This window comes from Streptomyces sp. NBC_01257, assembly GCF_035917255.1.
Lineage (GTDB): Bacteria > Actinomycetota > Actinomycetes > Streptomycetales > Streptomycetaceae > Streptomyces.
The window spans coordinates 8,314,552-8,337,878 of the sequence record NZ_CP108472.1; the positions used below are offsets into that span (position 1 = coordinate 8,314,552).

Annotated in this window: 19 protein-coding genes; 10 read left to right on the plus strand and 9 right to left on the minus strand. The window is 71.3% G+C overall.

Annotated elements, in window-relative coordinates:
• Nucleotides 1-112: 112 nt before the first annotated feature.
• Nucleotides 113-880, minus strand: coding sequence for a bestrophin-like domain (locus OG408_RS36240; RefSeq protein ID WP_285573391.1), 768 nt, complete (start codon nt 878-880; stop codon nt 113-115).
• A 753-nt stretch (nt 881-1,633) separates the two neighbouring features.
• Between OG408_RS36240 and OG408_RS36245 the strand changes: the two genes are divergently transcribed.
• The 3 genes from OG408_RS36245 to OG408_RS36255 all read left to right on the plus strand — a co-directional run bounded on the left by OG408_RS36245 (nt 1,634) and on the right by OG408_RS36255 (nt 5,785).
• Entirely contained in the window at nt 1,634-2,593 is a 960-nt protein-coding gene (locus OG408_RS36245) for an SCO0930 family lipoprotein (protein ID WP_285573393.1), read from the plus strand.
• A 202-nt stretch (nt 2,594-2,795) separates the two neighbouring features.
• Nucleotides 2,796-3,614, plus strand: a complete 819-nt coding sequence (locus tag OG408_RS36250; protein ID WP_326673762.1) for an SAM-dependent methyltransferase — start codon at nt 2,796-2,798, stop codon at nt 3,612-3,614.
• Nucleotides 3,611-5,785 (plus strand): putative bifunctional diguanylate cyclase/phosphodiesterase, encoded by a 2,175-nt coding sequence (locus OG408_RS36255; RefSeq protein ID WP_285573399.1) that lies wholly within the window; start codon nt 3,611-3,613, stop codon nt 5,783-5,785. Before OG408_RS36250 ends, OG408_RS36255 begins: the two co-directional genes overlap by 4 nt.
• 22 nt (nt 5,786-5,807) lie before the next feature.
• Here OG408_RS36255 and OG408_RS36260 read toward each other — a convergent pair whose 3' ends face one another.
• Nucleotides 5,808-6,737: a LysR family transcriptional regulator gene (locus tag OG408_RS36260; protein WP_285573401.1), complete on the minus strand. Its 930-nt coding sequence runs from the start codon at nt 6,735-6,737 to the stop codon at nt 5,808-5,810.
• A gap of 95 nt (nt 6,738-6,832) precedes the next feature.
• Here OG408_RS36260 and OG408_RS36265 point away from each other — a divergent pair, with 95 nt between their 5' ends.
• From OG408_RS36265 to OG408_RS36275, 3 genes are read left to right on the plus strand one after another with little or no spacing between them, the layout of a single operon-like run.
• Nucleotides 6,833-7,540, plus strand: a complete 708-nt coding sequence (locus tag OG408_RS36265) for a succinate dehydrogenase (protein ID WP_285573404.1) — start codon at nt 6,833-6,835, stop codon at nt 7,538-7,540.
• 1 nt (nt 7,541) lies between these two features.
• A complete protein-coding gene (locus tag OG408_RS36270; protein ID WP_326673763.1) occupies nt 7,542-9,491 on the plus strand; it encodes a fumarate reductase/succinate dehydrogenase flavoprotein subunit in 1,950 nt (649 codons plus the stop codon).
• The gene (locus tag OG408_RS36275; protein ID WP_326673764.1) at nt 9,488-10,234 is read left to right on the plus strand and encodes a succinate dehydrogenase/fumarate reductase iron-sulfur subunit; all 747 of its coding nucleotides are present in this window, start codon (nt 9,488-9,490) and stop codon (nt 10,232-10,234) included. The genes OG408_RS36270 and OG408_RS36275 overlap by 4 nt, the downstream gene beginning before the upstream one ends.
• Before the next feature lie 71 nt (nt 10,235-10,305).
• On the opposite strand, the gene OG408_RS36280 is transcribed toward OG408_RS36275, so the two are convergent.
• The gene (locus OG408_RS36280) at nt 10,306-12,072 is read right to left on the minus strand and encodes a glycosyl hydrolase family 18 protein (protein WP_285572522.1); all 1,767 of its coding nucleotides are present in this window, start codon (nt 12,070-12,072) and stop codon (nt 10,306-10,308) included.
• A gap of 165 nt (nt 12,073-12,237) precedes the next feature.
• The gene (gene uvrA, locus OG408_RS36285) at nt 12,238-14,661 is read right to left on the minus strand and encodes an excinuclease ABC subunit UvrA (protein ID WP_326673765.1); all 2,424 of its coding nucleotides are present in this window, start codon (nt 14,659-14,661) and stop codon (nt 12,238-12,240) included.
• Between the two features lie 144 nt (nt 14,662-14,805).
• Here uvrA and OG408_RS36290 point away from each other — a divergent pair, with 144 nt between their 5' ends.
• A complete protein-coding gene (locus OG408_RS36290) occupies nt 14,806-15,294 on the plus strand; it encodes a phosphatase domain-containing protein (RefSeq protein WP_285572517.1) in 489 nt (162 codons plus the stop codon).
• A gap of 27 nt (nt 15,295-15,321) precedes the next feature.
• On the opposite strand, the gene OG408_RS36295 is transcribed toward OG408_RS36290, so the two are convergent.
• Nucleotides 15,322-15,537: a dodecin gene (locus OG408_RS36295; RefSeq protein WP_285572515.1), complete on the minus strand. Its 216-nt coding sequence runs from the start codon at nt 15,535-15,537 to the stop codon at nt 15,322-15,324.
• Between the two features lie 201 nt (nt 15,538-15,738).
• Between OG408_RS36295 and OG408_RS36300 the strand changes: the two genes are divergently transcribed.
• From OG408_RS36300 to OG408_RS36310, 3 genes are all read left to right on the plus strand, one after another.
• The gene (locus tag OG408_RS36300) at nt 15,739-16,995 is read left to right on the plus strand and encodes an extracellular solute-binding protein (protein ID WP_285572513.1); all 1,257 of its coding nucleotides are present in this window, start codon (nt 15,739-15,741) and stop codon (nt 16,993-16,995) included.
• 197 nt (nt 16,996-17,192) lie between these two features.
• A complete protein-coding gene (locus OG408_RS36305; RefSeq protein WP_326673766.1) occupies nt 17,193-18,023 on the plus strand; it encodes a GNAT family N-acetyltransferase in 831 nt (276 codons plus the stop codon).
• Nucleotides 18,020-18,865, plus strand: coding sequence for a lysophospholipid acyltransferase family protein (locus OG408_RS36310; protein WP_326673767.1), 846 nt, complete (start codon nt 18,020-18,022; stop codon nt 18,863-18,865). Before OG408_RS36305 ends, OG408_RS36310 begins: the two co-directional genes overlap by 4 nt.
• Here the strand turns inward: OG408_RS36310 and egtD are convergent.
• From egtD to egtA, 4 genes are read right to left on the minus strand one after another with little or no spacing between them, the layout of a single operon-like run.
• Complete coding sequence (gene egtD / locus OG408_RS36315; protein ID WP_285572509.1) at nt 18,808-19,770, minus strand: L-histidine N(alpha)-methyltransferase; 963 nt, start codon at nt 19,768-19,770, stop codon at nt 18,808-18,810. The genes OG408_RS36310 and egtD overlap by 58 nt on opposite strands.
• Complete coding sequence (egtC, locus tag OG408_RS36320; RefSeq protein ID WP_326673768.1) at nt 19,767-20,522, minus strand: ergothioneine biosynthesis protein EgtC; 756 nt, start codon at nt 20,520-20,522, stop codon at nt 19,767-19,769. Before egtC ends, egtD begins: the two co-directional genes overlap by 4 nt.
• On the minus strand, nt 20,522-21,871 hold the full coding sequence (gene egtB / locus OG408_RS36325) for an ergothioneine biosynthesis protein EgtB (protein ID WP_326673769.1): 1,350 nt from the start codon (nt 21,869-21,871) through the stop codon (nt 20,522-20,524). The genes egtC and egtB overlap by 1 nt, the downstream gene beginning before the upstream one ends.
• Nucleotides 21,868-23,193 (minus strand): ergothioneine biosynthesis glutamate--cysteine ligase EgtA, encoded by a 1,326-nt coding sequence (egtA, locus tag OG408_RS36330; protein WP_326673770.1) that lies wholly within the window; start codon nt 23,191-23,193, stop codon nt 21,868-21,870. The genes egtB and egtA overlap by 4 nt, the downstream gene beginning before the upstream one ends.
• Nucleotides 23,194-23,327: the final 134 nt, after the last annotated feature.

A 23,327-nucleotide genomic window follows, 5' to 3' on the forward strand; every position in this document is an offset into this window, starting at 1 on the left:
ATGCACCTCGATGCGGGCAACGCTAGAAGTGGTGCATTTCGCCCGCGATCGGGGTGCGCCGCTCGGGGCACCGCTGTCCCCCGAGCGGCGCACCGCCCGGGGGACGGGCCCGCTATCCGCCCGCGGCGCCGGGGAACAGATCCAGGAACGGTGCGGCGGTGGCCGAGATGCCCCGGCCGAAGGGGGAGTCGAAGTCCCAGATCAGGAAGAGGAGGAAGGCGATCAGCACACTGAACAGACCCGCCAGCAGGAGTTCACGGAACGTGCGGCGGATCTGCAGGGTGAAGATCAGCCCCACCGTCACCAGCGCTCCGGTGATCAGTCCGAACCAGACGACGCCCGGCATGGTGGCGCCGGCGCTCTGCCCCCGTGCGTTGCGGGCGTCGTCGGCCGCGGCGACCTGGTCGACCAGCGGCTGGTAGGCCTGTCCCTCGTGGTCCGTCTTCGGCCGGTAGTCCGTGACGTCGGCCCTGACCCGGTCCAGGAGCTCGGCGCCCCGGTCGGTGAGCGTGCCGTGCTTGCTCATGGCCCGCCACTCGTCGTGCACGACGTAGCTGACGTAGGTGTCGACATCGGCGCGGATCCGGGTGCGGACCTCGGGCGGGTAGACGGACGAGCGCGCGCTGACCTCGTGCAGTGCCTGGGCCTCCTGGCGTACGTACTCCTGGGCGGCGCCGCGGCCCTCCCAGACGCCCGCGATGGCGAGGCCCAGCACGATGGCGTAGACCACCCCGATCATCATCGTCATGTACTCGATGACGTCGGGGGTCTCGGACGGGTCGTCGTCCTCGGGCAGACGGCGGTTGTTGAGTACGGCGATGGTCAGGACGACGGCGCTGGCCGCCACCATGGCGAGGGCGAGAACAAGCCATTCCGACATGAGTGCCTCCGGAGGTCATCGGGAACGGGGCCGCAGGACGGCGACGGCGAACACCGCGGGGGCGGTGATCATCAAGGTGAGGGTGACCAGGGAGGTATGGCGTTCCGGAGCCTTCCGTACGGGTCTGCGGTACGAGGGGAGCGCGATGGGTGAGGGCGGCGCGGGGCGTGCGGACGGGGTCGGTGTGGGTGTCGGCGTGGGCGTGGGCGTCGGTGTCGGTGTGGGAGGCGGCGGTGGCGGCGGAGGGGGAGGGGGCGGCGGCGCCGGCTCGGGTGGCGGGGGTGGAGGCGGTGGCGGCGGCGGGGGTGGAGGGGGCGGAGGCGGCGGAGGCGGTGGTGGTGGCGGGGGTTTCGGGGCCGGTGGGGGAGTGGGCTTCGGCTTCGGGCCCGCATGGCAGCTTCCGTCGCCGCTGCTGGCCACCGCCGAACCGCCGTCCCCCTCCCCGATCGAGGCATACGCGCAGTTGTCGGCCACCGCGGGCACAGGCGCGGTGAGCAGCCAGGTGAGTGCGACGGCGGCGGTGAGGCGGCCGATGAGTGATCCGTACACGACGGGGAGCATGTACCGGTCGGCGGGGAGGCACGCCGGACACCCGTCCGGTTCGCCCGATGGAGGGGACCTGAGGCATCCGGTGTTTGCGGCTTCGGAAGAATCTGCGTACGCATTGAACAAAGCGCGCCCCGGCACCCGTATCTACGGCCATGAACGACGCGAACCCGCGTCGCAACTGATCGAAGTACCACGGGAGTTGACATGAACACCTGGCGGAACGCCTCGCTCGCGGTGACCGCGGTGGCCCTGGTGGCGCTGACGACGGCGTGCGGTCAGGAACAGGGGACCCAGTCACCCAACGGACAGAACGTGGGCAACGCGAGTCCGGCCGCGGAGGCCGGGGACGGGTACGGATCGGACAGCGGTTACGGCTCCGGCGCCACGACGGAGACGGCCGCGGCGAAGCAGGCCGGGCAGCTCGCGGTGTGGGACAGCAAGAAGCTCGGCAAAGTGGTGACGGACAGCGGGGGATTCACGCTCTACCGATTCGACAAGGACACCGCGAACCCGCCCAAGTCGAATTGCGATGGCGACTGTGCGAAAGCCTGGCCGCCGGTGCCCGCGGGCAATGTCACCGCGGCGGCCGGGACCGATGCCGCACTGATCGGGAAGGTCACCCGGGCCGACGGCACCCAGCAACTCACACTGGCCGGCTGGCCGATGTACCGGTACGCCAAGGACACCGCGCCGGGCGACGCGACGGGGCAGGGAGTGGGCGGAACCTGGTTCGCCGCGGCACCGGACGGCAAGAAGGCGGCGGTGAACGCCGACGGCCCGTCCGGGGCGCAACCGGCAGCCCTCGCGGGCCTCTCGGTGCGCAAGGATCCGAAACTCGGCGATATCGTCGTGGACAAGCGAGGCATGACGGTCTACCGCTTCAAGAAGGATGTCGCATGGCCGATGAAGTCGGCCTGCACCGGAGCCTGTCTCTCGAAGTGGCCGGTCGTCGCGCCCGTCGCGAAGAATGATGTGAAGGGCGTCACCACGAAGGGCTTCGTCACCTTCGACCGGCCGGACGGGCTCAAGCAGCAGGCCGTCGACTGCTGGCCCATCTACACCTTCTCCGGCGACGTCAGGCCCGGTGACACCAACGGCCAGGGTGTCGGGGGAACATGGTACGCAGTCTCCCCGCAGGCCAAGCTGGTCGGGGCGACAAAGTAGTTCGGAAATGAACTTCTTGCATCGCCCCGTCGCTGAATGTCACCCGCAGCGACGGGGCGGTTGCACTTGCCACTGGTGTGTGACCAATAACGGACCGCTAATTTCCGTTTCCGCTCGCTCTCCTGGCGGTGGATCAGTAGCCTCTGGTCAACACTGACCATGAACATGGCCGGATCGCCGTGGCGACTTGTTGGAGACATCGATGGAGCGTCCCGCCTGGGCACCGCAAGGCATTGACATTTCGGTGCCGAGCGTGTCCCGAATGTATGACTTCTATCTGGGCGGCTCGCACAATTTCGAAGTGGACCGGGAAGCAGCCCGCAAGGCCATGGAGTTCATGCCGGGACTTCCCAAGATCATGCAGGCGAACCGCGCCTTTATGCGCCGCGCCGTGCGCTACGCGCTGGACCGGGGAGTCACGCAGTTCCTCGACATCGGTTCCGGGATACCCACCTTCGGAAACGTCCACGAGGTCGCCCAGGCGATCGACCCGCAGGCCAAGGTGGCGTACGTCGACCACGATCCGGTCGCAGTCGCACACAGCGAGGCCGTGCTCGAAGGGAACGACCGCGCGGTGATCGCGACCGCCGATCTGCGCCGGCCCGAGGAGATCCTCGGCCACCCGGACATCGTGAAGTTCCTCGACCTGGACCGGCCGGTGGCGCTGCTGCTCGTCGCCGTACTCCACTTCATCGAGGACTCCGACGACCCGCAGACCGCCGTCGCCGCCCTGCGCGACGCCCTGGCGCCCGGCAGCCTTCTCATCGTCACGCACGCCTCGTACGAGGGCATTCCGCTGACGCAGGCGGAGGCCGACGGCACGGTCGGGGTGTACAAGAACATCCGCAACCCGCTGGTGATGCGGTCGCAGGACGAGATCGGCCGGTTCTTCGCGGGCTACGAGATGATCGAGCCCGGCCTGGTGTCGATGCCGGACTGGCACCCCGACTCCGCGGCCGCCCAGGAGAACGAGGACCCATACGCCTTCTCGGGCTTCGCTGGAGTGGGACGCAAGGCGTGAGCATTCCCGCCCAGGCGTCCGGAGCCCCGGACGCGGAGCCGGACGGCCCCGAGGACCGGCTCCGGAGATTCGCCACGATCTGGAGCCGGGCGATCTTCCCGTCGACAGCCACCTCCATGACGCGGCCCGAGTTCGAGCAGCATCTGCTCCCGCTCGCCCGCGCGCTCAGCGACACCCTGCACGCCCGCCCCTTCGACGCGGCTCCCGCGAGCCGGGTGGGCACCGCCCTCGTCGCGGCGCACTGCACGGACCCCGACGCACTCAGCTCCACGCTCGGGGTCGTCGACTCGTACCTCGTGCTCTACTGCGGCAGCAATGGGCCGGACGCCCTGTCGACCGAGGACAGCCGGTCCCGCTGCGCGCGGATCCAGCACGCCGTCGCGGGAGGCTTCTCCCAGGCCCTGCGCGAGCGGACCCTCGCCGAGCAGGAGGCCATCGCCCGCTCGGCGCTCACCGCGCGCTCGCAGGCCGAACAGGCGCTGCACGCGACGGAGGCGCGCTTCCGGGCCGTCTTCAAGGACGCCGCCATCGGCATCGGGATCGCCGACCTGGACGGCAACGTGCTGGAGGTCAACGACACCCTCACCCGGATGTTCGGCGGCCTCGAGAACCACGTCCTGAGCCACCGCGTCGACGAGTGGGTCCACCCCGAGGACTCCCCGCAGGTATGGCGGTACTACAACGAGCTGGTGCGCGGCGAACGCGAGCACTACCGGGTCGAGAAGCCGTACTACCGCAACGACGGCACCGTCCTGTGGACCAATCTGACGGTGTCTCTGCTGCGGGATTCCGAGGGCCGGCCGGAGTACCAGCTGGCCCTGATGGAGGACACCACCGAGCGGCGGCTGCTCAATCTGCGGCTGCGGTACGAGGCCACGCACGACGCGCTCACCGGCCTGCCGAACAGGACGCTCTTCTTCGAGCGTCTCGAGAAAGCGCTCTCAGCCGGGGACGGCAGCCGGTTCGGCCTCTGCTACCTGGACCTGGACGGTTTCAAGGCCATCAACGACAGCCTGGGCCACGCCTCGGGCGACCGGCTGCTGGTCGAGGTCGCGGACCGGCTGCAGAGCTGCGCGACCGCACCCGGTGAGATGGTGGCGCGGCTCGGCGGCGACGAGTTCGTGGCGCTGACCACCGGCCCCGACACCGCGTCCGAGGTCGACGACCTGGCGTGCCGGATCCTGAGTGTCCTCGGCACGCCGATCCGGCTGGACGGGCGCGAGCTGACGGTCCGCGGGTCCATCGGGGTCGTCGAGGGGCCGGCGGGCGAACGCAGCGCCGCGGAGGTGCTGCGGAGCGCCGACATCACGATGTACCGCGCCAAGTCCGCGGGCGGCAACCGCTTCGAGCTCGCCGACGCGGAGGCGGACGCCCGCGCCATCACGCGGCACGGCCTGACCACGGCGCTGCCGGCCGCGCTGGAGCGCGGTGAGTTCTTCATCGAGTACCAGCCGCTGGTGCACCTCGGTGACGGTTCGGTGCACGGCGCCGAGGCGCTGGTGCGCTGGTGCCATCCGCAGCACGGGGTGCTGGGGCCGGACCGGTTCATCGCCCTCGCCGAGCACACCGGCCTGATCGTGCCGCTGGGCCGGTGGGTGCTGGAGGAGTCGGTGCGGCAGGCCAACTTCTGGCAGGAGCGGCACACCGACGGCGGTCCGCTGCGGATCAACGTCAACCTCTCGCCCGCCCAGCTGCACCACCCGCGGCTGGTCGCGGAGACGGTGAACATCCTGGAGCGTTCGGGGCTCGAAGCCGGGGCGCTGTGCCTGGAGGTCACCGAGTCGGCCCTCATCGGGGCGGACGAGGACCTGCTGAAGCCGCTGCGGCAACTGGCCGACATGGGCGTCGACATAGCGCTCGACGACTTCGGCACGGGGTACTCGAACCTGGCGAACCTGCGGCGGCTGCCGGTGAGCGTGCTGAAGCTGGACCGTTCCTTCACGCAGGGGATGCAGCACCATCCGGCCGATCCGGTGGACCTGAAGATCGTCGAGGGGATCGTCTCGCTCGCGCACAGCCTGGACCTGGCCGTGACGGTCGAGGGCGTGGAGACGGGGGCCCAGGCGGAGCAGCTGCGGCAGCTGGGCTGCGACACGGCCCAGGGCTGGTACTACGCGCGCCCCGGGGCCCCGGACCGGATCCACTCGCTGCTGCTGGCCGACGCGGTGTGAGCCGGGCGGTGCCGCGGTGTCCTCAGGCCTGTCCGTCGCCCGGTGGCGGGCCCGAGGACACCGCGTCCGCCCGGCTGGCCAGCAGCACCCGCTGCAGCTCCCGCGCCGCCCGCGGCGGGGCCACGTCGCTGCGGTGGGCCAGCGCGATCGTGCGCCGCAGCCCCGGCCGCGCCAGCGGTGTGGTGCGCAGATCGCGGCCGGCCCGGGTCGCCACCATGCTGGGCACCACGGCGGCCCCGAGACCGGCCCGCACGAAGCCGAGGACGGCGTCCATCTCGCCGCCCTCCACGGTGAACGACGGCTCGAAGCCCTCGGCCCGGCAGGCGGCGACGGTGAGCTCCCGCAGGTCGTAGCCGTGCCGGAACATCACCAGCGGCTCGCCCTCCAGATCCGCGATCCGGACGCTGCCACCGCGGCCGGGCCGCGGGCCGTCCGCGGAAGAGACCACCACCAGGTCCTCCTGGAGCAGTTCGACGGTGGTCAGCGCCGGTGAGGCCGCGGGCAGCGGAAGCACCACCAGGGCCAGATCGAGCGCCCCGCGCGCCAGTTCCCGTACGAGGTCGTGCGAGCCGCCCTCCTCCAGCAGCAGCTGGATCCCCGGGTGCAGATCGTGGAAGGCGCGGAGCACATCGGGCAGCAGGCCCGTGCAGAGGCTGGGTGTGGCGCCGAGCCTGACCCGGCCGCGGCGCAGCTGGGCCAGTTCCTGGACCTCGTGCCGGGCGGTGTCGGCGTCGGCCAGGATGCGCCGGGCGAGCGGCAGCAGGGCCTCGCCCGCGTCCGTCAGTGCGATGTTCCCCCGGGCCCGGCTGAACAGCTCGGCACCCAGCTCGTTCTCCAGGGCCCTGATCTGCTGGGAGAGCGAGGGCTGCGAGACGTGCACCTCCTCCGCGGCGCGGGTGAAGTGCCGGGCCTCGGCGACCGCCACGAAATAGGTGAGCTGCTGGAACTGCATACACTCACCCTACCCGCCTCGATAGCTCAAGCCTATGGAGATGAGCCATTCCATGTCTTGGACTGATCGGGCCCTTCGGCCCTAGCGTCGTGTTCATGGCATTGGCAACACGGACGGACCGACGGCCGTCCATGACGCGCACGCTCTGGGACTCGTCCGTCGGCAAGAAGACGATCATGGCCGTGAGCGGCCTGATCATGCTCCTCTACTTGGTCGTCCACATGGTCGGCAACCTGAAGATCTTCTTCGGGTCCGACGAGTTCAACGGCTACGCGCACTGGCTGCGCGTGATGGGCGAGCCGTTCCTGCACCACGAGTGGGCCCTGTGGATCGTCCGCGTCGTGCTCGTCGCCGCCGTGGTCCTGCACGCCGTCTCCGCGTACCAGCTCAGCCGGCGCGACCTGCGGGCCCGGCCCAGCAAGTACGTGCACAAGAAGCCGCGCGCCAGCTATGCCACGAACACGATGCGCTACGGCGGAATCATCATCGCGCTGTTCATCGTCTGGCACATCCTCGACCTGACGACCGGCACCGTGCACTCCGGCGGCTTCCAGTCCGGCCACCCGTACCAGAACGTGATCGACACCTTCTCCACCTGGTACGGCAACGTCATCTACATCGTCGCCATGCTCGCCATGGGGCTGCACGTCCAGCACGGGTTCTGGAGCGCGGCGCAGACCCTCGGCGCCGGCCGCGCGACCCGCGACCGCGCCCTGAAGACCATCGCCAACGTCCTCGCGCTGGTGCTGACGGTGGGCTTCGTCTCCGTACCCGTCGCCGTCATGACCGGAGTGGTGAGCTGACATGAACGACTACACGGACTACACGACCGGCGCCCCGGTCACCGACACCAAGGCCCCTGAAGGCCCCGTCGCCGACCGCTGGGACACCCGCCGCTTCGAGGCGAAGCTGGTCAACCCGGCCAACCGCCGCAAGCACACCGTCATCGTCGTGGGCACCGGCCTGGCCGGCGGCTCGGCCGGGGCGACGCTCGCCGAACAGGGCTACCACGTCGTCCAGTTCTGCTTCCAGGACTCGCCCCGCCGCGCGCACTCGGTCGCGGCGCAGGGCGGCATCAACGCGGCGAAGAACTACCGCAACGACGGCGACTCCGTCCACCGGCTCTTCTACGACACCGTCAAGGGCGGCGACTTCCGCGCCCGCGAGTCCAACGTCCACCGGCTCGCGCAGATCTCCGTCGAGATCATCGACCAGTGCGTGGCCCAGGGCGTCCCCTTCGCCCGCGAGTACGGCGGTCTCCTCGACAACCGCTCCTTCGGCGGCGTCCAGGTCTCCCGCACCTTCTACGCCCGCGGCCAGACCGGACAGCAGCTGCTGCTGGGCGCCTATCAGGCACTGTCGCGGCAGATCGCCGCGGGCAACGTCGAACTGCACTCCCGTACCGAGATGCTCGATCTGGTCATCGTCGGCGGCAAGGCCCGCGGCATCGTGGCCCGCGACCTGGTCACCGGGCGGATCGACACGTACTTCGCCGACGCCGTCGTGCTGGCCAGCGGCGGCTACGGCAACGTCTTCTACCTGTCGACCAACGCGATGAACTCCAACGCCACCGCCATCTGGCGCGCCCACCGGCGCGGGGCGTACTTCGCCAACCCCTGCTTCACCCAGATCCATCCCACCTGCATCCCGCGCACCGGCGACCACCAGTCCAAGCTGACGCTGATGAGCGAGTCGCTGCGCAACGACGGCCGCATCTGGGTGCCGAAGGCCAAGGGCGACACCCGCCCCGCGGGCGAGATCCCCGAGGACGAGCGCGACTACTACCTGGAGCGGATCTACCCCGCCTTCGGCAACCTCGTGCCCCGGGACATCGCCTCCCGCGCCGCGAAGAACGTGTGCGACGAGGGCCGCGGCGTCGGACCCGGCGGCCAGGGTGTCTACCTGGACTTCGCCGAGGCCATCGAACGGATGGGCCGGGCCAAGGTCGAGGAGAAGTACGGCAACCTCTTCGACATGTATGCCCGGATCACGGCGGAGAACCCGTACGAGACCCCGATGCGGATCTACCCGGCCGTGCACTACACGATGGGCGGGCTCTGGGTCGACTACGACCTCCAGACCACGATCCCGGGCCTGTTCGCGATCGGCGAGGCCAACTTCTCCGACCACGGCGCGAACCGCCTCGGCGCCTCCGCGCTGATGCAGGGCCTCGCCGACGGCTACTTCGTCCTGCCGTCGACCATCAACGACTACCTGGCCCGCAACCCGCACCACGAGGAGGTCGACGGCTCCCACCCGGCGGTGGAGGAGGCCGTCGCGGAGACCGAGGACCGCCTCAACCTGCTGCTGGCCGTCGACGGCGACCGCACCCCCGACTCCTTCCACCGCGAGATCGGTGAACTGATGTGGGAGTACTGCGGGATGGCCCGCACCGAGGAGGGGCTGCGCAAGGCGCTCGACCGGATCCCGCAGATCCGCGACGAGTTCTGGCGCCGCATCAAGGTGCCCGGGACCGGCGACGAGTTCAACCAGTCGCTGGAGAAGGCCAACCGCGTCGTCGACTACCTCGAACTCGCCGAGCTGATGTGCCTCGACGCCCTGCACCGGGCTGAGTCCTGCGGAGGCCACTTCCGCGAGGAGTCGCAGACCCCGGACGGCGAGGCCGCCCGGCGCGACGAGGAGTTCTCCTACGGAGCGGCGTGGGAGTTCACGGCCACCGGCGACGCCCCCGTCCTGCACAAGGAAGACCTCGTCTTCGAGTACGTCCACCCCACTCAGCGGAGCTACGCATGAAGCTCACCCTGCGCGTCTGGCGCCAGAAGAACGCCGACGCCCCCGGCGCCATGTCCACGTACGACGTGGACGGCATCTCGCAGGACATGTCGTTCCTGGAGATGCTCGACACCCTCAACGAGGAGCTCATCCTCGCCGGCGACGACCCCGTCGCCTTCGACCACGACTGCCGCGAGGGCATCTGCGGCGCGTGCAGCCTCGTCATCAACGGCGACGCCCACGGCCCGGAGCGCACCACCACGTGCCAGCTCCACATGCGGTCGTTCCGGGACGGCGACACGATCGACATCGAGCCCTGGCGCGCCTCGGCCTTCCCGGTCGTCAGGGACCTGGTCGTGGACCGTTCCGCCTTCGACCGGATCATCCAGGCCGGCGGCTACATCTCCGCCCCGACCGGTACGGCTCCGGACGCCCACGCGACGCCCGTGCCCAAGCCCGACGCCGACTTCGCCTTCGAGCACGCCGAGTGCATCGGCTGCGGGGCCTGCGTGGCGGCCTGCCCCAACGGCTCGGCGATGCTGTTCACCTCCGCCAAGGTCAACCACCTCAACGTCCTGCCGCAGGGCGCCCCCGAGCGGGAGACCCGGGTCCTGGACATGGTCGGGCAGATGGACAGCGAGGGCTTCGGCGGCTGCACGCTGACCGGGGAGTGCGCGACGGCCTGCCCGAAGGGCATCCCGCTGCCGTCGATCTCCGCGATGAACAAGGAGTGGCTGCGCGCGGCCCGCAAGGTCGACCGCTGACGCAGCGGAGCCCCGGCTCCGGAGGCCGCCCGCCTCCGGAGCCGGGGCTCCGTCGTGCCGTGGGTCAGGGGTCAGGAGGTCACGGAGAGGTCGTCACCGTAGACCGTGCCCTGCCCGTACCAGCCGTGCAGATAGACGGTCACCGCACCGCTCGACCCGGTGGTGAAGGCGACCGACTGCTTGGCGTAACCGCTGGACGACCCCCAGGTGCTCGCCGTGGCACCGCCCTTGACGCCGAGGTAGCCGTAACTGCCCTGCACCCAGCCACTGAGCGTGTACTTGGTGTTGGGGGACAGGGTGAGCGTCTGGGTGCACTCGCCGGTCTGCGAGGAGGTGGCCGCCGCGGCGAGGGCGCGCGTGCCGCCGTGCACCGGGGTGGAGACGACCGCGCCGCCGGACTCACAGGTCCAGGGACCCAGCGAGCCGGTCTCGAAGTCCCCGTTCACCAGCGAACCCGTGCCGCCGCCCGGGCCCGACACGGTCAGTGCGAAGCTCGCCGCGTGGCTGAGTGTGCCCGCGGTACCGGTGACGGTGATCGTGTACGTGCCGGGCGCCGCCGACGCCGAGGCCTTCACGGTCAGGGCCGATGTGCCCCCGGCCGTGACCGTCGCCGGGCTGAGCGTCGCCGTCACACCGGCGGGCGCCCCGCTCGTCTTCAGTGCGACGCTCTTGGCGCTGCCCGAGGTGACCGCCGTCTTCACGGTGGCCGTGGCCGTCCCGCCCGGCGCGATCGTCGCCGAAGCGGGTGACACGGCCACCGAGTAGTCGTCCGTCACCGGACCCGTGCCGCCGCTCGTGAACGGCGCGAAGGTGTGGCTGAAGTACCAGGTGTCCTGCGCGATGCCGGAGCAGGTGTCGCTTCCCCCGGTGCCCGGGCAGCCGCCGTTGTCCCGCTGGAGTGCCCAGAACGACAGGGTGCTGACACCCTTGGAGACCGCCCAGTTGTAGACCGACGTGGCATCGGCCGTCGTGAACGTCTCGGCCGGACCGTAGTCGTCGATGCCCGGCATCTCGATGATGCCCGTCATGCCCCAGAGCTGGGCGTCGGTCTTCGACGGATACAGGTCGGCGAGCTGGCCCTTGAGGCCGGTGATCGACGTCTGGGTGTCCTGCGCCATGTTGTGCGAGGCGCCGTCGTAGTAGTCGAACGTCATGAGGTTCACGACATCGACCCTGGCCCCGTTGGACACCGCGTTCTCCAGCACCGCGAGACCGCTGTCGGCCAGACCGCTCGTGGTGGTGGGCAGGGTGTACGAGATCTGCACCGAGCGTCCGTTGGCGGCCGCCCAGTCCTGGACCTTCTTGATCGCCTTGTTGCGGCGGTCGATCCCGGCGCTGTTCTCCAGCGAGTTGTCCTCGATGTCCATGTCGAGACGGGACACGTCGTAGGTCGTGATGACCTTCTCGTAGGCCGCCGCGATGGAGTCGACGTTCGTGCAGCTGTCGGCGATCTCGGTGCCGCCGTTGTCGGCCGCGTAGCCGCCGAACGACGGGATCACGTCGCCGCCGCGCGAGCGGATGGTGGTGAAGTCGGCGCCGAACTCGGACTGGGCGATGGGGGTGCCCGAATCGCCGTTCCAGTACGGGGTGCAGGAGCCCCGCGCCTCGGTCTGGATGAAGGCCATGGTCAGGTACTTGGCGCCGGACGCCTGCGAGAGCGCGGCGGGGCTGTCGCCGTTCCACGCCTCGAAGTACGGGGCGAAGACGTGGGCGGGCAGGGGAGTGGCGGCGGTGGCGGCGGCCTGTGCGCCGGCGCCCGATCCGAGGACCAGGCCTGCGGAGGCGACGACGGTGGCCAAGGCGCTCAGTACGGCGCCGACTGTTCTTGGACGTCTCATGGGGCAGCTCCCAGCGGGGTGAGGCTACGGGCGGTTTGCCGTGAGGCATGCCCATGATTGGTCTGGACCAGCTAACTGTCAACGTTCTTTACTGTTTCATGCCCGGCTGCTTGCCGGCACCACTAACTCGTGCGGCAAATAGGGGAGTTGGCGAGGATTGAGCGCTCAGTCCCGGGGGAGCGCGGCACGCAGATACGTGGCCGTCCGGCTGTCCGCGGACCCGGCCACCTCCACCGGCGGTCCCGCGGCCACGATCCGGCCGCCCCGGTCGCCGCCGCCCGGTCCGAGGTCGATCACCCAGTCGGCGCCGGCCACCACCGCCATGTCGTGCTCCACGACCACCACCGTGCTGCCCGCGTCGACCAGACCGTGCAACTGCCGCATCAGCACCTCGACATCGGCCGGATGCAGCCCCGTCGTCGGCTCGTCCAGCAGATACAGCGTGTGGCCGCGGCGGGCACGCTGCAGCTCCGCGGCCAGCTTGATCCGCTGCGCCTCGCCGCCGGACAGCTCCGTCGCCGGCTGGCCGAGGCGCAGGTAACCGAGCCCCACGTCGAGCAGCGTCCGCAGGCTGCGTGCGGCGGCGGGCGTGTCCGCGAAGAACCCGGCCGCCGACTCCACCGTCAGATCCAGCACCTGAGCGATGTTCAGGCCCCGCAGCGTGACGTCGAGGGTCTCGGGGTTGTAGCGCGCGCCGTGACAGTCCGGGCAGGGCGCGTACGTACTGGGCAGGAAGAGCAGCTCCACCGAGACGAACCCCTCGCCCTGGCAGGTCTCGCACCGCCCGCCCGTCACGTTGAAGGAGAACCGGCCGGCCCGGTAGCCCCGCTCGCGAGCCGTGTCCGTCCCGGCGAACAGCTTGCGCACGACGTCGAACAGTCCCGTGTACGTGGCCAGGTTGGACCGGGGGGTACGGCCGATGGGGCGCTGGTCGACCTGGACGAGGCGGTCCACCGCGGCCAGGCCCTCCGCCGACGCGCAGCCCGGAGCGGGCCGTTCCACCTGCTCCTGGGAGGCGTCCGTGGCCTGCCGGTCGGCCAGCACACCCGCGAGCACCTGCCCTACCAGCGTCGACTTCCCCGAGCCCGAGACCCCGGTGACGGCCGTGAAGACCCCGAGCGGGAAGGCGGCGTCCACGTCGCGCACGTTGTGCCGGTCCACCCCGCGCAGCCGCAGCCATCCCGAGGGCGCACGCACCTCGCGTACGGGGACGGGGGCGTCGTCGAAGAGGAAGCGCCGCGTCGCCGACTCCGGGACCCCGGCGAGCCCGGCCGGCGGCCCGCTGTGCAGCACCCGCCCGCCGTGCTCACCGGCCAGCGGCCCCACGTCGACGAGCCAGTCGGCCTGCCGCACCACGTCCATCTGGTGTTCCACGACGAATACCGTGTTCCCGGCCTCCTTCAGCCGGCCGAGCACCGCGAGCAGCGACTCGGTGTCCGCCGGATGCAGCCCGGCCGACGGCTCGTCCAGGACGTACACCACCCCGAACAGCCCCGACCGCAGCTGGGTGGCCAGCCGCAGCCGCTGGAGCTCGCCGGAGGACAGTGTCGGAGCCGTCCGGTCCAGGCTGAGGTAGCCGAGCCCCAGCTCGGTGACCGTCCCGATCCTGGCGAGCAGGTCGGCCGTCAGCACGTGGGCGGTCTCGTCGCCGCCCGCGGCCGCGAGCACCTCGGCGAGCCCGGTGAGCGGCAGACCGGCCAGCTCCGCGATCGTCCGGCCCGCGAACGTCACCGCCATCGCCTCCGGCCGCAGCCGGCTGCCGTCGCAGACCGGGCAGGGCGCACTGGTCAGGAAGCGCTCGGCCTTCGCCCGCAGGGGGCGGCTCCGGGAGTCGGCGAAGGTGTGCATCACATAGCGCCGTGCGCTCATGTACGTACCCTGGTAAGGGCGTTGGATCCGGCCCGCGTCCCGCACCGGATGGACCGTCACCACCGGCTGCTCGTCGGTGAACAGGATCCACTCACGGTCGGCCGGGTCGAGCTCCCGCCACGGCCGGTCGACGTCGTACCCGAGCGCGTCCAGCACATCGCGCAGGTTCTTGCCCTGCCACGCACCCGGCCAGGCGGCGATGGCCCCTTCCCTGATCGACAGTCCGGGGTCGGGGACCAGCAGCTCCTGAGTGGTCCGGTGGATCCGGCCGAGACCGTGGCACTCGGGGCAGGCCCCGGCGGCGGTGTTCGGCGAGAAGGAGTCCGAGTCCAGACGCTCTGCGCCCTCCGGGTAACGCCCGGCCCGGGAGAACAGCATCCGCAGCGAGTTGGAGAGCGTGGTCACGGTGCCGACGGACGACCGGGCGCCTGGGGCGGACCTCCGCTGTTCCAGTGAGACCGCGGGCGGCAGCCCGGTGATCTCGCCGACCTTCGGTGCGCCGACCTGGTGGATGAGCCGGCGGGCGTAGGGCGCGACGGACTCGAAGTAGCGGCGCTGCGCCTCGGCGTAGATCGTGCCGAAGGCCAGCGAGGACTTCCCGGAGCCGGAGACGCCGGTGAAGACGGTGAGGGTGTCGCGCGGGATGTCGACGTCGACGTCCCGCAGGTTGTGCTCGCCGGCGCCGCGGACCCTGACGTACGGATCGTGGGGGGTGGGCATGGGGGAGGGCTCCGTACGGTTCGGGGCGGCTGACCGGGGCAAACGGTTCGATTCTAGGCGTCGGTGGCCGCCCGGACCGGGCCGGGCGGCCACCAACGCCGCGTCGGGTCGCCCGACACCGCCGCGCCTTGGTTTGCTGGGCGCATGAGAGACGACGACCGGCCGCTGGCCGTATTCGACCTGGACGGCACGCTCGCCGACACCGCCCACCGCCAGCACTTCCTGGAGGGGGCCCGCCGTGACTGGGCCGGCTTCTTCGCCGCGGCACCCGCCGACCCGCCGCTGTCCGACGGCGTCCGGCTGGCCCGGTCCAGCGCCGAGGAGTGCGAGGTCGTCTACCTCACCGGCCGGCCGGAGCGCTGCCGCAAGGACACCGTGGCCTGGCTGGCCCGGCAGGGGCTGCCCGAGGGGCGGCTCCACATGCGGCGCAACGACGACCGGCGGCCGGCCCGCCGGACCAAGCTGGAGACGCTCCGGCGGATGGGCCGCGACCGCGTGGTGCGGATGCTGGTGGACGACGACGAGCTCGTCTGCGACGCGGCCGAACTGGCCGGATTCACCGTGGTGCGGGCCCGCTGGGCACAGGCCTCGGAGGCCCTCAGGGACGCTCAGGAACGCGAGGGACGCACCTGAGCGGCCACTCCGAGTCCACCGGAGCCGTCACTCCTTCTCGTCGAGCCGGAAGCCCACCTTCAGGCCGACCTGGTAGTGCTCGATCCGGCCATCCTTGATCTGGCCGCGTACCTGGGTGATCTCGAACCAGTCGAGATTGTGCAACGTTTCCGAAGCCCTGGCGACGCCGTTGCGGATGGCCGCGTCGATGCCGTCATGGGAGGTTCCTACGATCTCCGTGACGCGATACGTGTGATTGGACATGTTTTGTCTCCTCTCGCCTCTACCAAGGTGCCCCACCTCGGCGAGGTTCGCGAGAGGTCGCGGCGCGCCGCCTTGTCCTGAACCGGCCTTGACCAAAGTATTGGTCCATACCAAAATCCAGCCACGCCCGTGCGAGCGCAGCCCGCAGTCCCCCACACCGGGTCCGCAATGTTGTCCTGCCGTTTCGCAGAAGGTGACCCCGTGAAAAACCGCATGCTCTTCGGAGCTGTTGCCCTGATTTCCACCGCCGCTCTGGGCGGGTGCGGAGTGATTCCCGGCTCGGGCGGCTCAGGCAGCGAGAAGGTCACGATCTGGCTGATGAAGGACAGTGTCACGTCCGACTTCCTGGACCGTTTCAAGAAGGCGTACGAGGAGGAGCACTCCTCGGTCGAACTGGAGTTCAGGATCCAGAGCTGGAGCGGTATCGGCCCGAAGGTGCTGGAGGCGCTGGGCGGCAAGGACACCCCGGACGTCATCGAGGTCGGCAACACCCAGGTCGCCCAGTACGCGGAGAGCGGCAATCTGCGCGACCTCACCCTGGAGTCCATGCGTGACCTGGGCAGCGAGGACTGGCTGCCCGGTCTCGCCGAACCCGGCAGCATCGGCGGCGTCCAGTACGGAATCCCCTGGTACGCGGCCAACCGCGTGGTGATCTACAACAAGGACCTGTTCGAGCAGGCCGGCATCAAGACCCCGCCGAAGACGCGCGCGCAGTGGATCGAGGACAGCGAGAAGCTGAACCGGAACGGCGATCAGGGCATGTATCTGCCCGGCCAGAACTGGTACGTACTCGCCGGCTTCATCTGGGACGAGGGCGGCGAACTCGCCACCGACAAGGGCGGCGACTGGCAGGGGGTTCTCAACAGTTCCGCCGCCCTCAAGGGCATGGACTTCTATTCCGAGCTCCAGGCGCTGGGCGACGGGCCCAAGGACGCGGACGAGGAAAAGCCCCCGCAGAGCGACGTGTTCGCCAAGGGGAATGTCGCGCAGATCATCTCCACCCCCAGCTCCGCCACCCTGATCGAGAAGGCGAACCCCGAACTCAAGGGAAAGCTGGGCTACTTCCCGATACCCGGCAAGACCGCGAAGGCGCCCGGTTCGGTATTCACCGGCGGATCCGATCTGATCGTTCCGCAGAAGGCGGACCAGCGCAGCGCGGGATTCCAGGTCATCAAGGCGCTGGCCGGCGCCAAGTGGCAGGAGGAGCTCGCCAAGACCATGAGCTACGTGCCCAACAAGCCCTCCCTGGCCCACGTCATCGAGGGCGAGGAGAGCACCGCCGCGATGGCCGAGGGTGCCGCACGCGGCCACGCCACCCCCAACTCGCCGCAGTGGGCGGCCGTCGAGGCCGACAACCCGATCAAGCCGTACATGACGGAGGTCCTCCAGGGCCAGGACCCGGCGACCGCGGCGAAGACCGCATCCGAGAAGATCACCGAGCTGCTCGCGGGCAGCTGACGCGGCTTCCGCACCGCCCACCGCGCCGCAGGGCGCCCGGGCACACCCCCGGTGAACGGCTGGATCCCGCCGCGCACCGGGGGATTCAGCCGTCGCACATCCAGGCTCTCCATGGCGGTCACGTCGAATCCAGCCGGTCACGGAAGAACTAAGAGGGTCCGGCTGCTGCCCTTGCCGACCCGTCCCCGGAGCCCGTCATGCATGTGCTGCCCTCCGCGTCCCCCGCCCCCGCCGCCCCGTCCGTTCCGTTGCGGCGGCCCCTCCTGGCCGCCCCCGCGGCCCAGCCCCGCTACCGCGTCTCCCTCGCCGTGGACCAGGCCGAGGTGCGCGCCGCCCAGCGGCTGCGTCACCAGGTCTTCGCCGCCGAGTTCGGCGCACGGCTCGACGGGCCCGAACCGGGCCTGGACAGCGACGCGTTCGACTCGTACTGCGACCACCTCCTCGTCAAGGAGTCGGCCACCGGCGAGATCGTCGCCACCTACCGGCTGCTGCCGCCCGGGCGCGCCAGGATCGCGGGCCGCCTCTACGCCGAGAGCGAGTTCGACCTGACCCGGCTCGCCCCCATCCGCGACGACCTGGTCGAGGTCGGCCGCTCCTGCGTCCACCCCGCCCACCGCGACGGCGCCGTCATCGCACTGATCTGGGCAGGCCTCGCCCGCTACATGGAACGCAGCGGGCACAACTGGCTGGCCGGCTGCTGCTCGGTCCCGCTCTCCGACGGCGGCACCGCGGCCGCCCTGGCCTGGGAGACCGTACGGACCAAGCACCTGGCGCCCGAGGAGTACTGGGTGTCCCCGCACCGCCTCTGGCAGCCCCCGGCCGCCCTCCCCGGTCCTCCGACCGGTCCCGCCGGAAGGGCAGGGCTGCCCCCGCTGCTGCGCGGCTACCTGCGGCTGGGCGCCCGGGTGTGCGGAGCCCCCGCCCACGACCCGGACTTCAACGTCGCCGACCTGTACGTCCTGCTCTCGCTGCGCGGCACCGACCCGCGCTACCTGCGCCACTTCCTCTCGCTCGCCCCGCGGAGTTGAGCGCCTGGCTGCCCGCCGCGCCCTGCACGCCGGCGGCATGCGCCACCCACGACGGCCGGTCCCGGCACCCGCTCCCGGCCGTGGCCCTGCTCTGCGCGGGCTGTGCGCTCGTCCTCACCGGCGTGCTGTGCGCCCCGCTCGCGCTCCTGCTGGGCCGGTCCCGCCGCGCGCCGCTGACCCGGACCTGGGCGCACGGGGTGGTCCGGGCCTTCGGGGTCAGGGTGCGCGTCGTCGGCCGGCCGCGGGCGCACCGGGCCGGCCCCGGCGCCCTCGTCGTCGCCAACCACGTCTCCTGGCTGGACATACCGCTGGTGGCCGCCGTGTGCCCCGGCCGGATGCTCGCCAAGAGCGACATCAGACGCTGGCCGCTGCTCGGGCCGCTCGCCGCGCTCGGCGGCACCCTCTTCGTCGAGCGCGAACGGCTGCGCGCCCTGCCCGTGACCGTGCACGCCGTCGCCTCGGCGCTGCGGAGAGGGTCGCGGGTCGTCGTCTTCCCGGAAGGCAGCACCTGGTGCGGCCGCGGGCCGGGCGGCAGGTTCCGCCCCGCGGCCTTCCAGGCGGCGATCGACGCCGGCGCCGCCGTCCAGCCGGTCCGCATCCGCTATCTCCGTGAGCCCGCCGGACACCGGGTCCCGGCGGGCGCCACGGCGTTCGTCGGCGACGATCCGCTGACCGCCTCCCTGTGGCGGGTCGTCCGGGCCGCCGGGCTGACCGCCGAGATCCACGTCATGCCGCCGATCCCGGCGGGCAGTGTCACCACCCGCCGCGCACTGGCCGCACTCGCTCAGTCCACGGTGGCCAGGGACAGCGCGAACCTGCCCTCGGAGTCCGTCCACCACTGAGCCAGCCGCAGCCCGGCACCGGCCAGCTCGTCCCGCACACCGTCCTTGCGGAACTTGGCCGACACCTCGGTCCGCACCTCCTCACCGTCCTCGAACGGCACCACCAGATCCAGCTCCGGGATCTTCACCGTCAGCGCCCGGCGGGCCCGCAGCCGCATCTCGATCCACTCCTGCTGCGGATTCCACCGGGCCACGTGCGCGAAGTCCTCCGGTACGAAGTCGGCGCCCAGCTCCCGGTCGACGACCGACAGGACGTTCCGGTTGAACGCGGCCGTCACCCCGGCCGCGTCGTCGTACGCCGCGACCAGCACCTTCTCGTCCTTCACCAGATCCGTGCCGAGCAGCAGCGCGTCACCGGGGGAGAGCAGCGCACGCACGGACGTGAGGAACGCCGCCCGCTCGTGCGGCAGCAGATTGCCGATGGTCCCGCCCAGGAACGCCACGAGCCGCGGCCCCGGCGTGTCCGGCAGGGAGAGTCCGGCCGTGAAGTCCGCGATCAGGGCGTGCACGGACAGCTCCGGCCGTTCCTCCAGCAGCGCCTTCGCCGCACCGCGAAGCGCGCTCTCGCTCACATCGACCGGTACGTAACTGTGCAGCCGGGGCAGGGCGTCGAGCAGATGCCGGGTCTTCTCCGAGGAGCCCGAGCCCAGTTCGACCAGGGTCCGGGCGCCGGACGCGGCGGCGATCTCGTCCGCCCGGTCGAGCAGGATCTCGCGTTCGGCGCGGGTCGGGTAGTACTCCGGCAGCCGGGTGATCTCCTCGAACAGTTCACTGCCCCGGGCGTCGTAGAACCACTTGGGCGGCAGTGTCTTGGGGTGCCGGGTCAGGCCGTGCAGCACATCGGCGCGCAGCGCCGCGTCCGTCGCGTCCACCGGCAGGGTGCGGGTCAGCAGGAAGGGACTCACTCGGTGGGCTCCTTGAGCGGGGTCAGCAGGACATCGGTGCCGGTCGCGGTGAGCAGTGTGCGGTCGGGGACCTCGTGCCAGCGCGGATCGTCGTCGTAGGGCTCCGAGGCGACGACCGTGTGCCGGCCGGGCTCGGCCAGCAGCCACAGGGTGTCGCCCCAGGCCGTCGCCACGATGGTGCGGCCGTCGGTGAGCAGCAGGTTGAGCCGGGAGCCGGGTGCCGCCTCGGCGACCTCCCGGACGGTGTCGGCGACGGCCTGCGGGAGCGCGTCGCCCGCCTCCAGCCGGTGCAGTACGAGCGCCCACACCAGGGCGGAGTCGCAGCGGGCGGTGAGCCTGAGCAGTTCGGCCGCGGGAAGCGTCGCCGCCAGGGGGGCCATCGACTCCGGCCAGCCCTTCACCGCGCCGTTGTGACTGAACAGCACTCCGCCCCCGGTGAAGGGCGCGGCCGCCGCCTCGCCGTCCGGATCCGCCTCCGTCGCGTCCCGGACCGCCGCGAGCAGGGCATGGCTGCGCACCACCCTGGCCAGGTCCGCGAAGGTCTGGTCGCCCCAGACGGGCCCCTGCCTGCGGTAGCGTCCCGGGACCGGGTCCCCCTCCGCGTACCAGCCGACACCGAACCCGTCCGCGTTGACGGTCCCGTACCGCTGCCGGCGCGGCTCCCAGGACTGGCGCACCAGCGAGTGCACCGGCTCCGTCACCATCGTGCCCAGAGTCACCGGCGGTCCCAGGTAAGCGATATGACGGCACATCAGAGGTCCCTCGCGGTACGGAATCCGGAGAAGATCTGGCGCCTCACCGGCAGGTCCCAGTTGCGGAACGTGCCCCGGCAGGCCACCGCGTCCACCGCGAACGAACCGCCGCGCAGCACCTTGTGCTCCGGCCCGAAGAACACCTCCGAGTACTCGCGGTACGGGAACGGCGCGAAGCCCGGATAGGGCAGGAAGTCGCTCGACGTCCACTCCCAGACGTCGCCGATCAACTGCCCGGCGCCGGACGGCGACCGCCCGGCCGGGTACGCCCCCGCGGGCGCGGGCCGCAGATGGCGCTGCCCCAGGTTGGCGTGGACCGGTGCCGGGTCATCGTCGCCCCACGGATAGCGCCGGGAGCGCCCGGACGCCGGGTCGTGGCGGGCGGCCTTCTCCCACTCCGCCTCGCTGGGCAGCCGGCGGCCGGCCCAGCGGGCGTACGCGTCCGCCTCGTACCAGCTGACGTGCAGCACCGGCTCGTCCTCCGGCACCGGTTCGGTCACCCCGAAGCGGCGGCGCAGCCACTGCCCGGCGTCGCGGTGCCAGAACAGCGGTGCGGTCAGCTCGTGCTCCCGGACCATCGCCCAGCCCTCGGGCGCCCACCAGCTCCGCTCGCCGTATCCGCCGTCCTCGATGAACGCGCGGTAGGCGCCGCAGGTCACCGGGGCGGTGTCGATGAAGAACCCGGGGACCTCGCGCCGGTGCGCGGGGCGTTCGTTGTCCAGCGCCCACGGCTCGGTCGACGTCCCCATCGTGAACGGGCCGGCGGGCACCATGACTTCGGCCGCCAGGGTGGCCGCGTCGGTGGCGTGCGGCGGCTCGGGCGCGCTCAGCGCGGCAGGACCCGAGCGCAGCTGATGGGTGATCAGCATGGTCTCGTCGTGCTGCTGTTCGTGCTGGGCGATCATGCCGAAGGCGAATCCGGACCGGACGAGCGCGGGACCGCCCAGCGGGGTGGACTCCAGGACGTCCAGGGCCCGTCCGCGTACCTCCGAGGCGTAGGACCGGGCCTCGGCCGGTGCCAGCAGGGGGAGCGAGGGGCGGGTGGCCCGGGGGTGCTCGAAGGCGTCGTAGAGGCCGTCGATCTCCGGGCGCATGGCCTCCCGGCCCGCCACGCCGCGCAGCAGCCACAGCTCTTCCTGATTGCCGATGTGCGCGAGGTCCCAGACCAGGGGCGACATCAACGGTGAGTGCTGGGCGGTGAGTTCGTGGTCGTCGACGCTGTCGGTGAGGAGCGTGGTGCGCCGTCGGGCGGTGAGGAGCGCGGCGAGCGCGCGCTCCCGGAGCACCTCGGGGTCCTGGAGGTCCGGGCCCCGGGTCCCGTGCGGCGAAGGTGCGGGGGAGTCGGTCATGAGAGGGTCCCCTTCGGGTGGTCCGGACCGTGTGCCCGGTCCGTCGTGAACAGTCCCCGCAGGTCGTCGGCCGGACATCGGCCCCGTGCGACGTAGCGGTCCCGGAATTCGGCCACCGCGTCCTGGACGGCGCGGGTCGCACCCATCCGCGGCAGCGCCTCCAGCGCGAGGCCGAAGCAGACGGCGGCGGCCGTCCGCAGTTCCGGATCGGCCAGTCCGTCGCGGGCGGCCGCCACCCAGAGCGGATTGCGCGGCGCGGCCAGCGGCCCCGCCGTCTCGGCGAGGGGCTTGACGGTGCGGTACACGGTCTCGGCTGCCTCCGGGTCGTCGAACAGGGCGGTGGTGACGGCGAGCGGCACGAGCCAGCCGTCGTCACCGGGCTGCGCGTCGATCATGCGCAGCTCCAGGTGCCCGCGCGGGCGCACCGGCGGGAACAGCGTGGTGACGTGGTAGTCGAGATCGGCGCGGACCGGACGTCTGGGCACTCCGCGACGGATCCATTCACGGAAGGTGAGCCCCTCGGGCACCACCCAGACGCTGTCCTCGTCGCCCCGGATGCACATCACCGGTGTGTCGAGGACGTGCGCGCTCCACGCGTCCCGCGGCGGCAGCTGTCCCGCGGGGGCCAGCGTGCGCAGCGGGTCGAGGTCGGCCCACAGCGACTGACGCGTGGACTGCCAGGGCGTCGGCCGGCCCAGCCGGTTCGGCGAATTGGCGAACGCCGCCACCAGCACCGCGCCCAGCAGGTGGGCCAGCTGCCAGCGCCGCCCGTACCCGAGCGGTCCCGGCTCCTCCTCGCCGGCGTCCAGACAGACCTGGACGGACGCGGTCGTGCACATCATGGCGCGGCCGGCCGGGCCGAACCGGTCGAGCGAGGTCTCCATGGCGTCGTAGCGGGGCTGCCGCAGCAGCCGGCGCGGCGGATGCCAGGGATCGACACCGAGCCCGACCGGGGCGAGGCCCAGCCGGCCGAGGGTGTCACGTACGGCGATGAGGTCCGCGGCGGTGTCGTCGACGCACGCCATGAGGGAATCGGCGGGACGCGAGCTGAGCTCCAGCTGGCCGCCCGGTTCGAAGGTGAGCGCCGCGTTCAGCGGCAGCTCCCCGACGGCCGTGGCGGCCGCTTCGAGACGGTGGGGCGAGACAGGGACATGGGGCCGGTCGAGATCGTGGAGGAGCCATTCGAGCTCGACCCCCACGATGCGGGGCGGTCCTGTCTTGAAGCAGATGCCGCGCAGTAAATCCTCGGCCTCGCCCTCGCCGATGGGGGAGTCCGATTCCTGTCCGGGCGGACCGTGGCCGCCGGGTGTGTCGGATGACATGCCGGGCCTCCTGTTCCGGTGCGTCCGTCCTACCCAAACCCCTGCCGGGAGATCGCACAAGGGTGCCCCCGTGCGTCAGAAATTCGCTTGCGTCACTGCGGCGGGGCATCGACGATGCCCCGTATGCACCATAA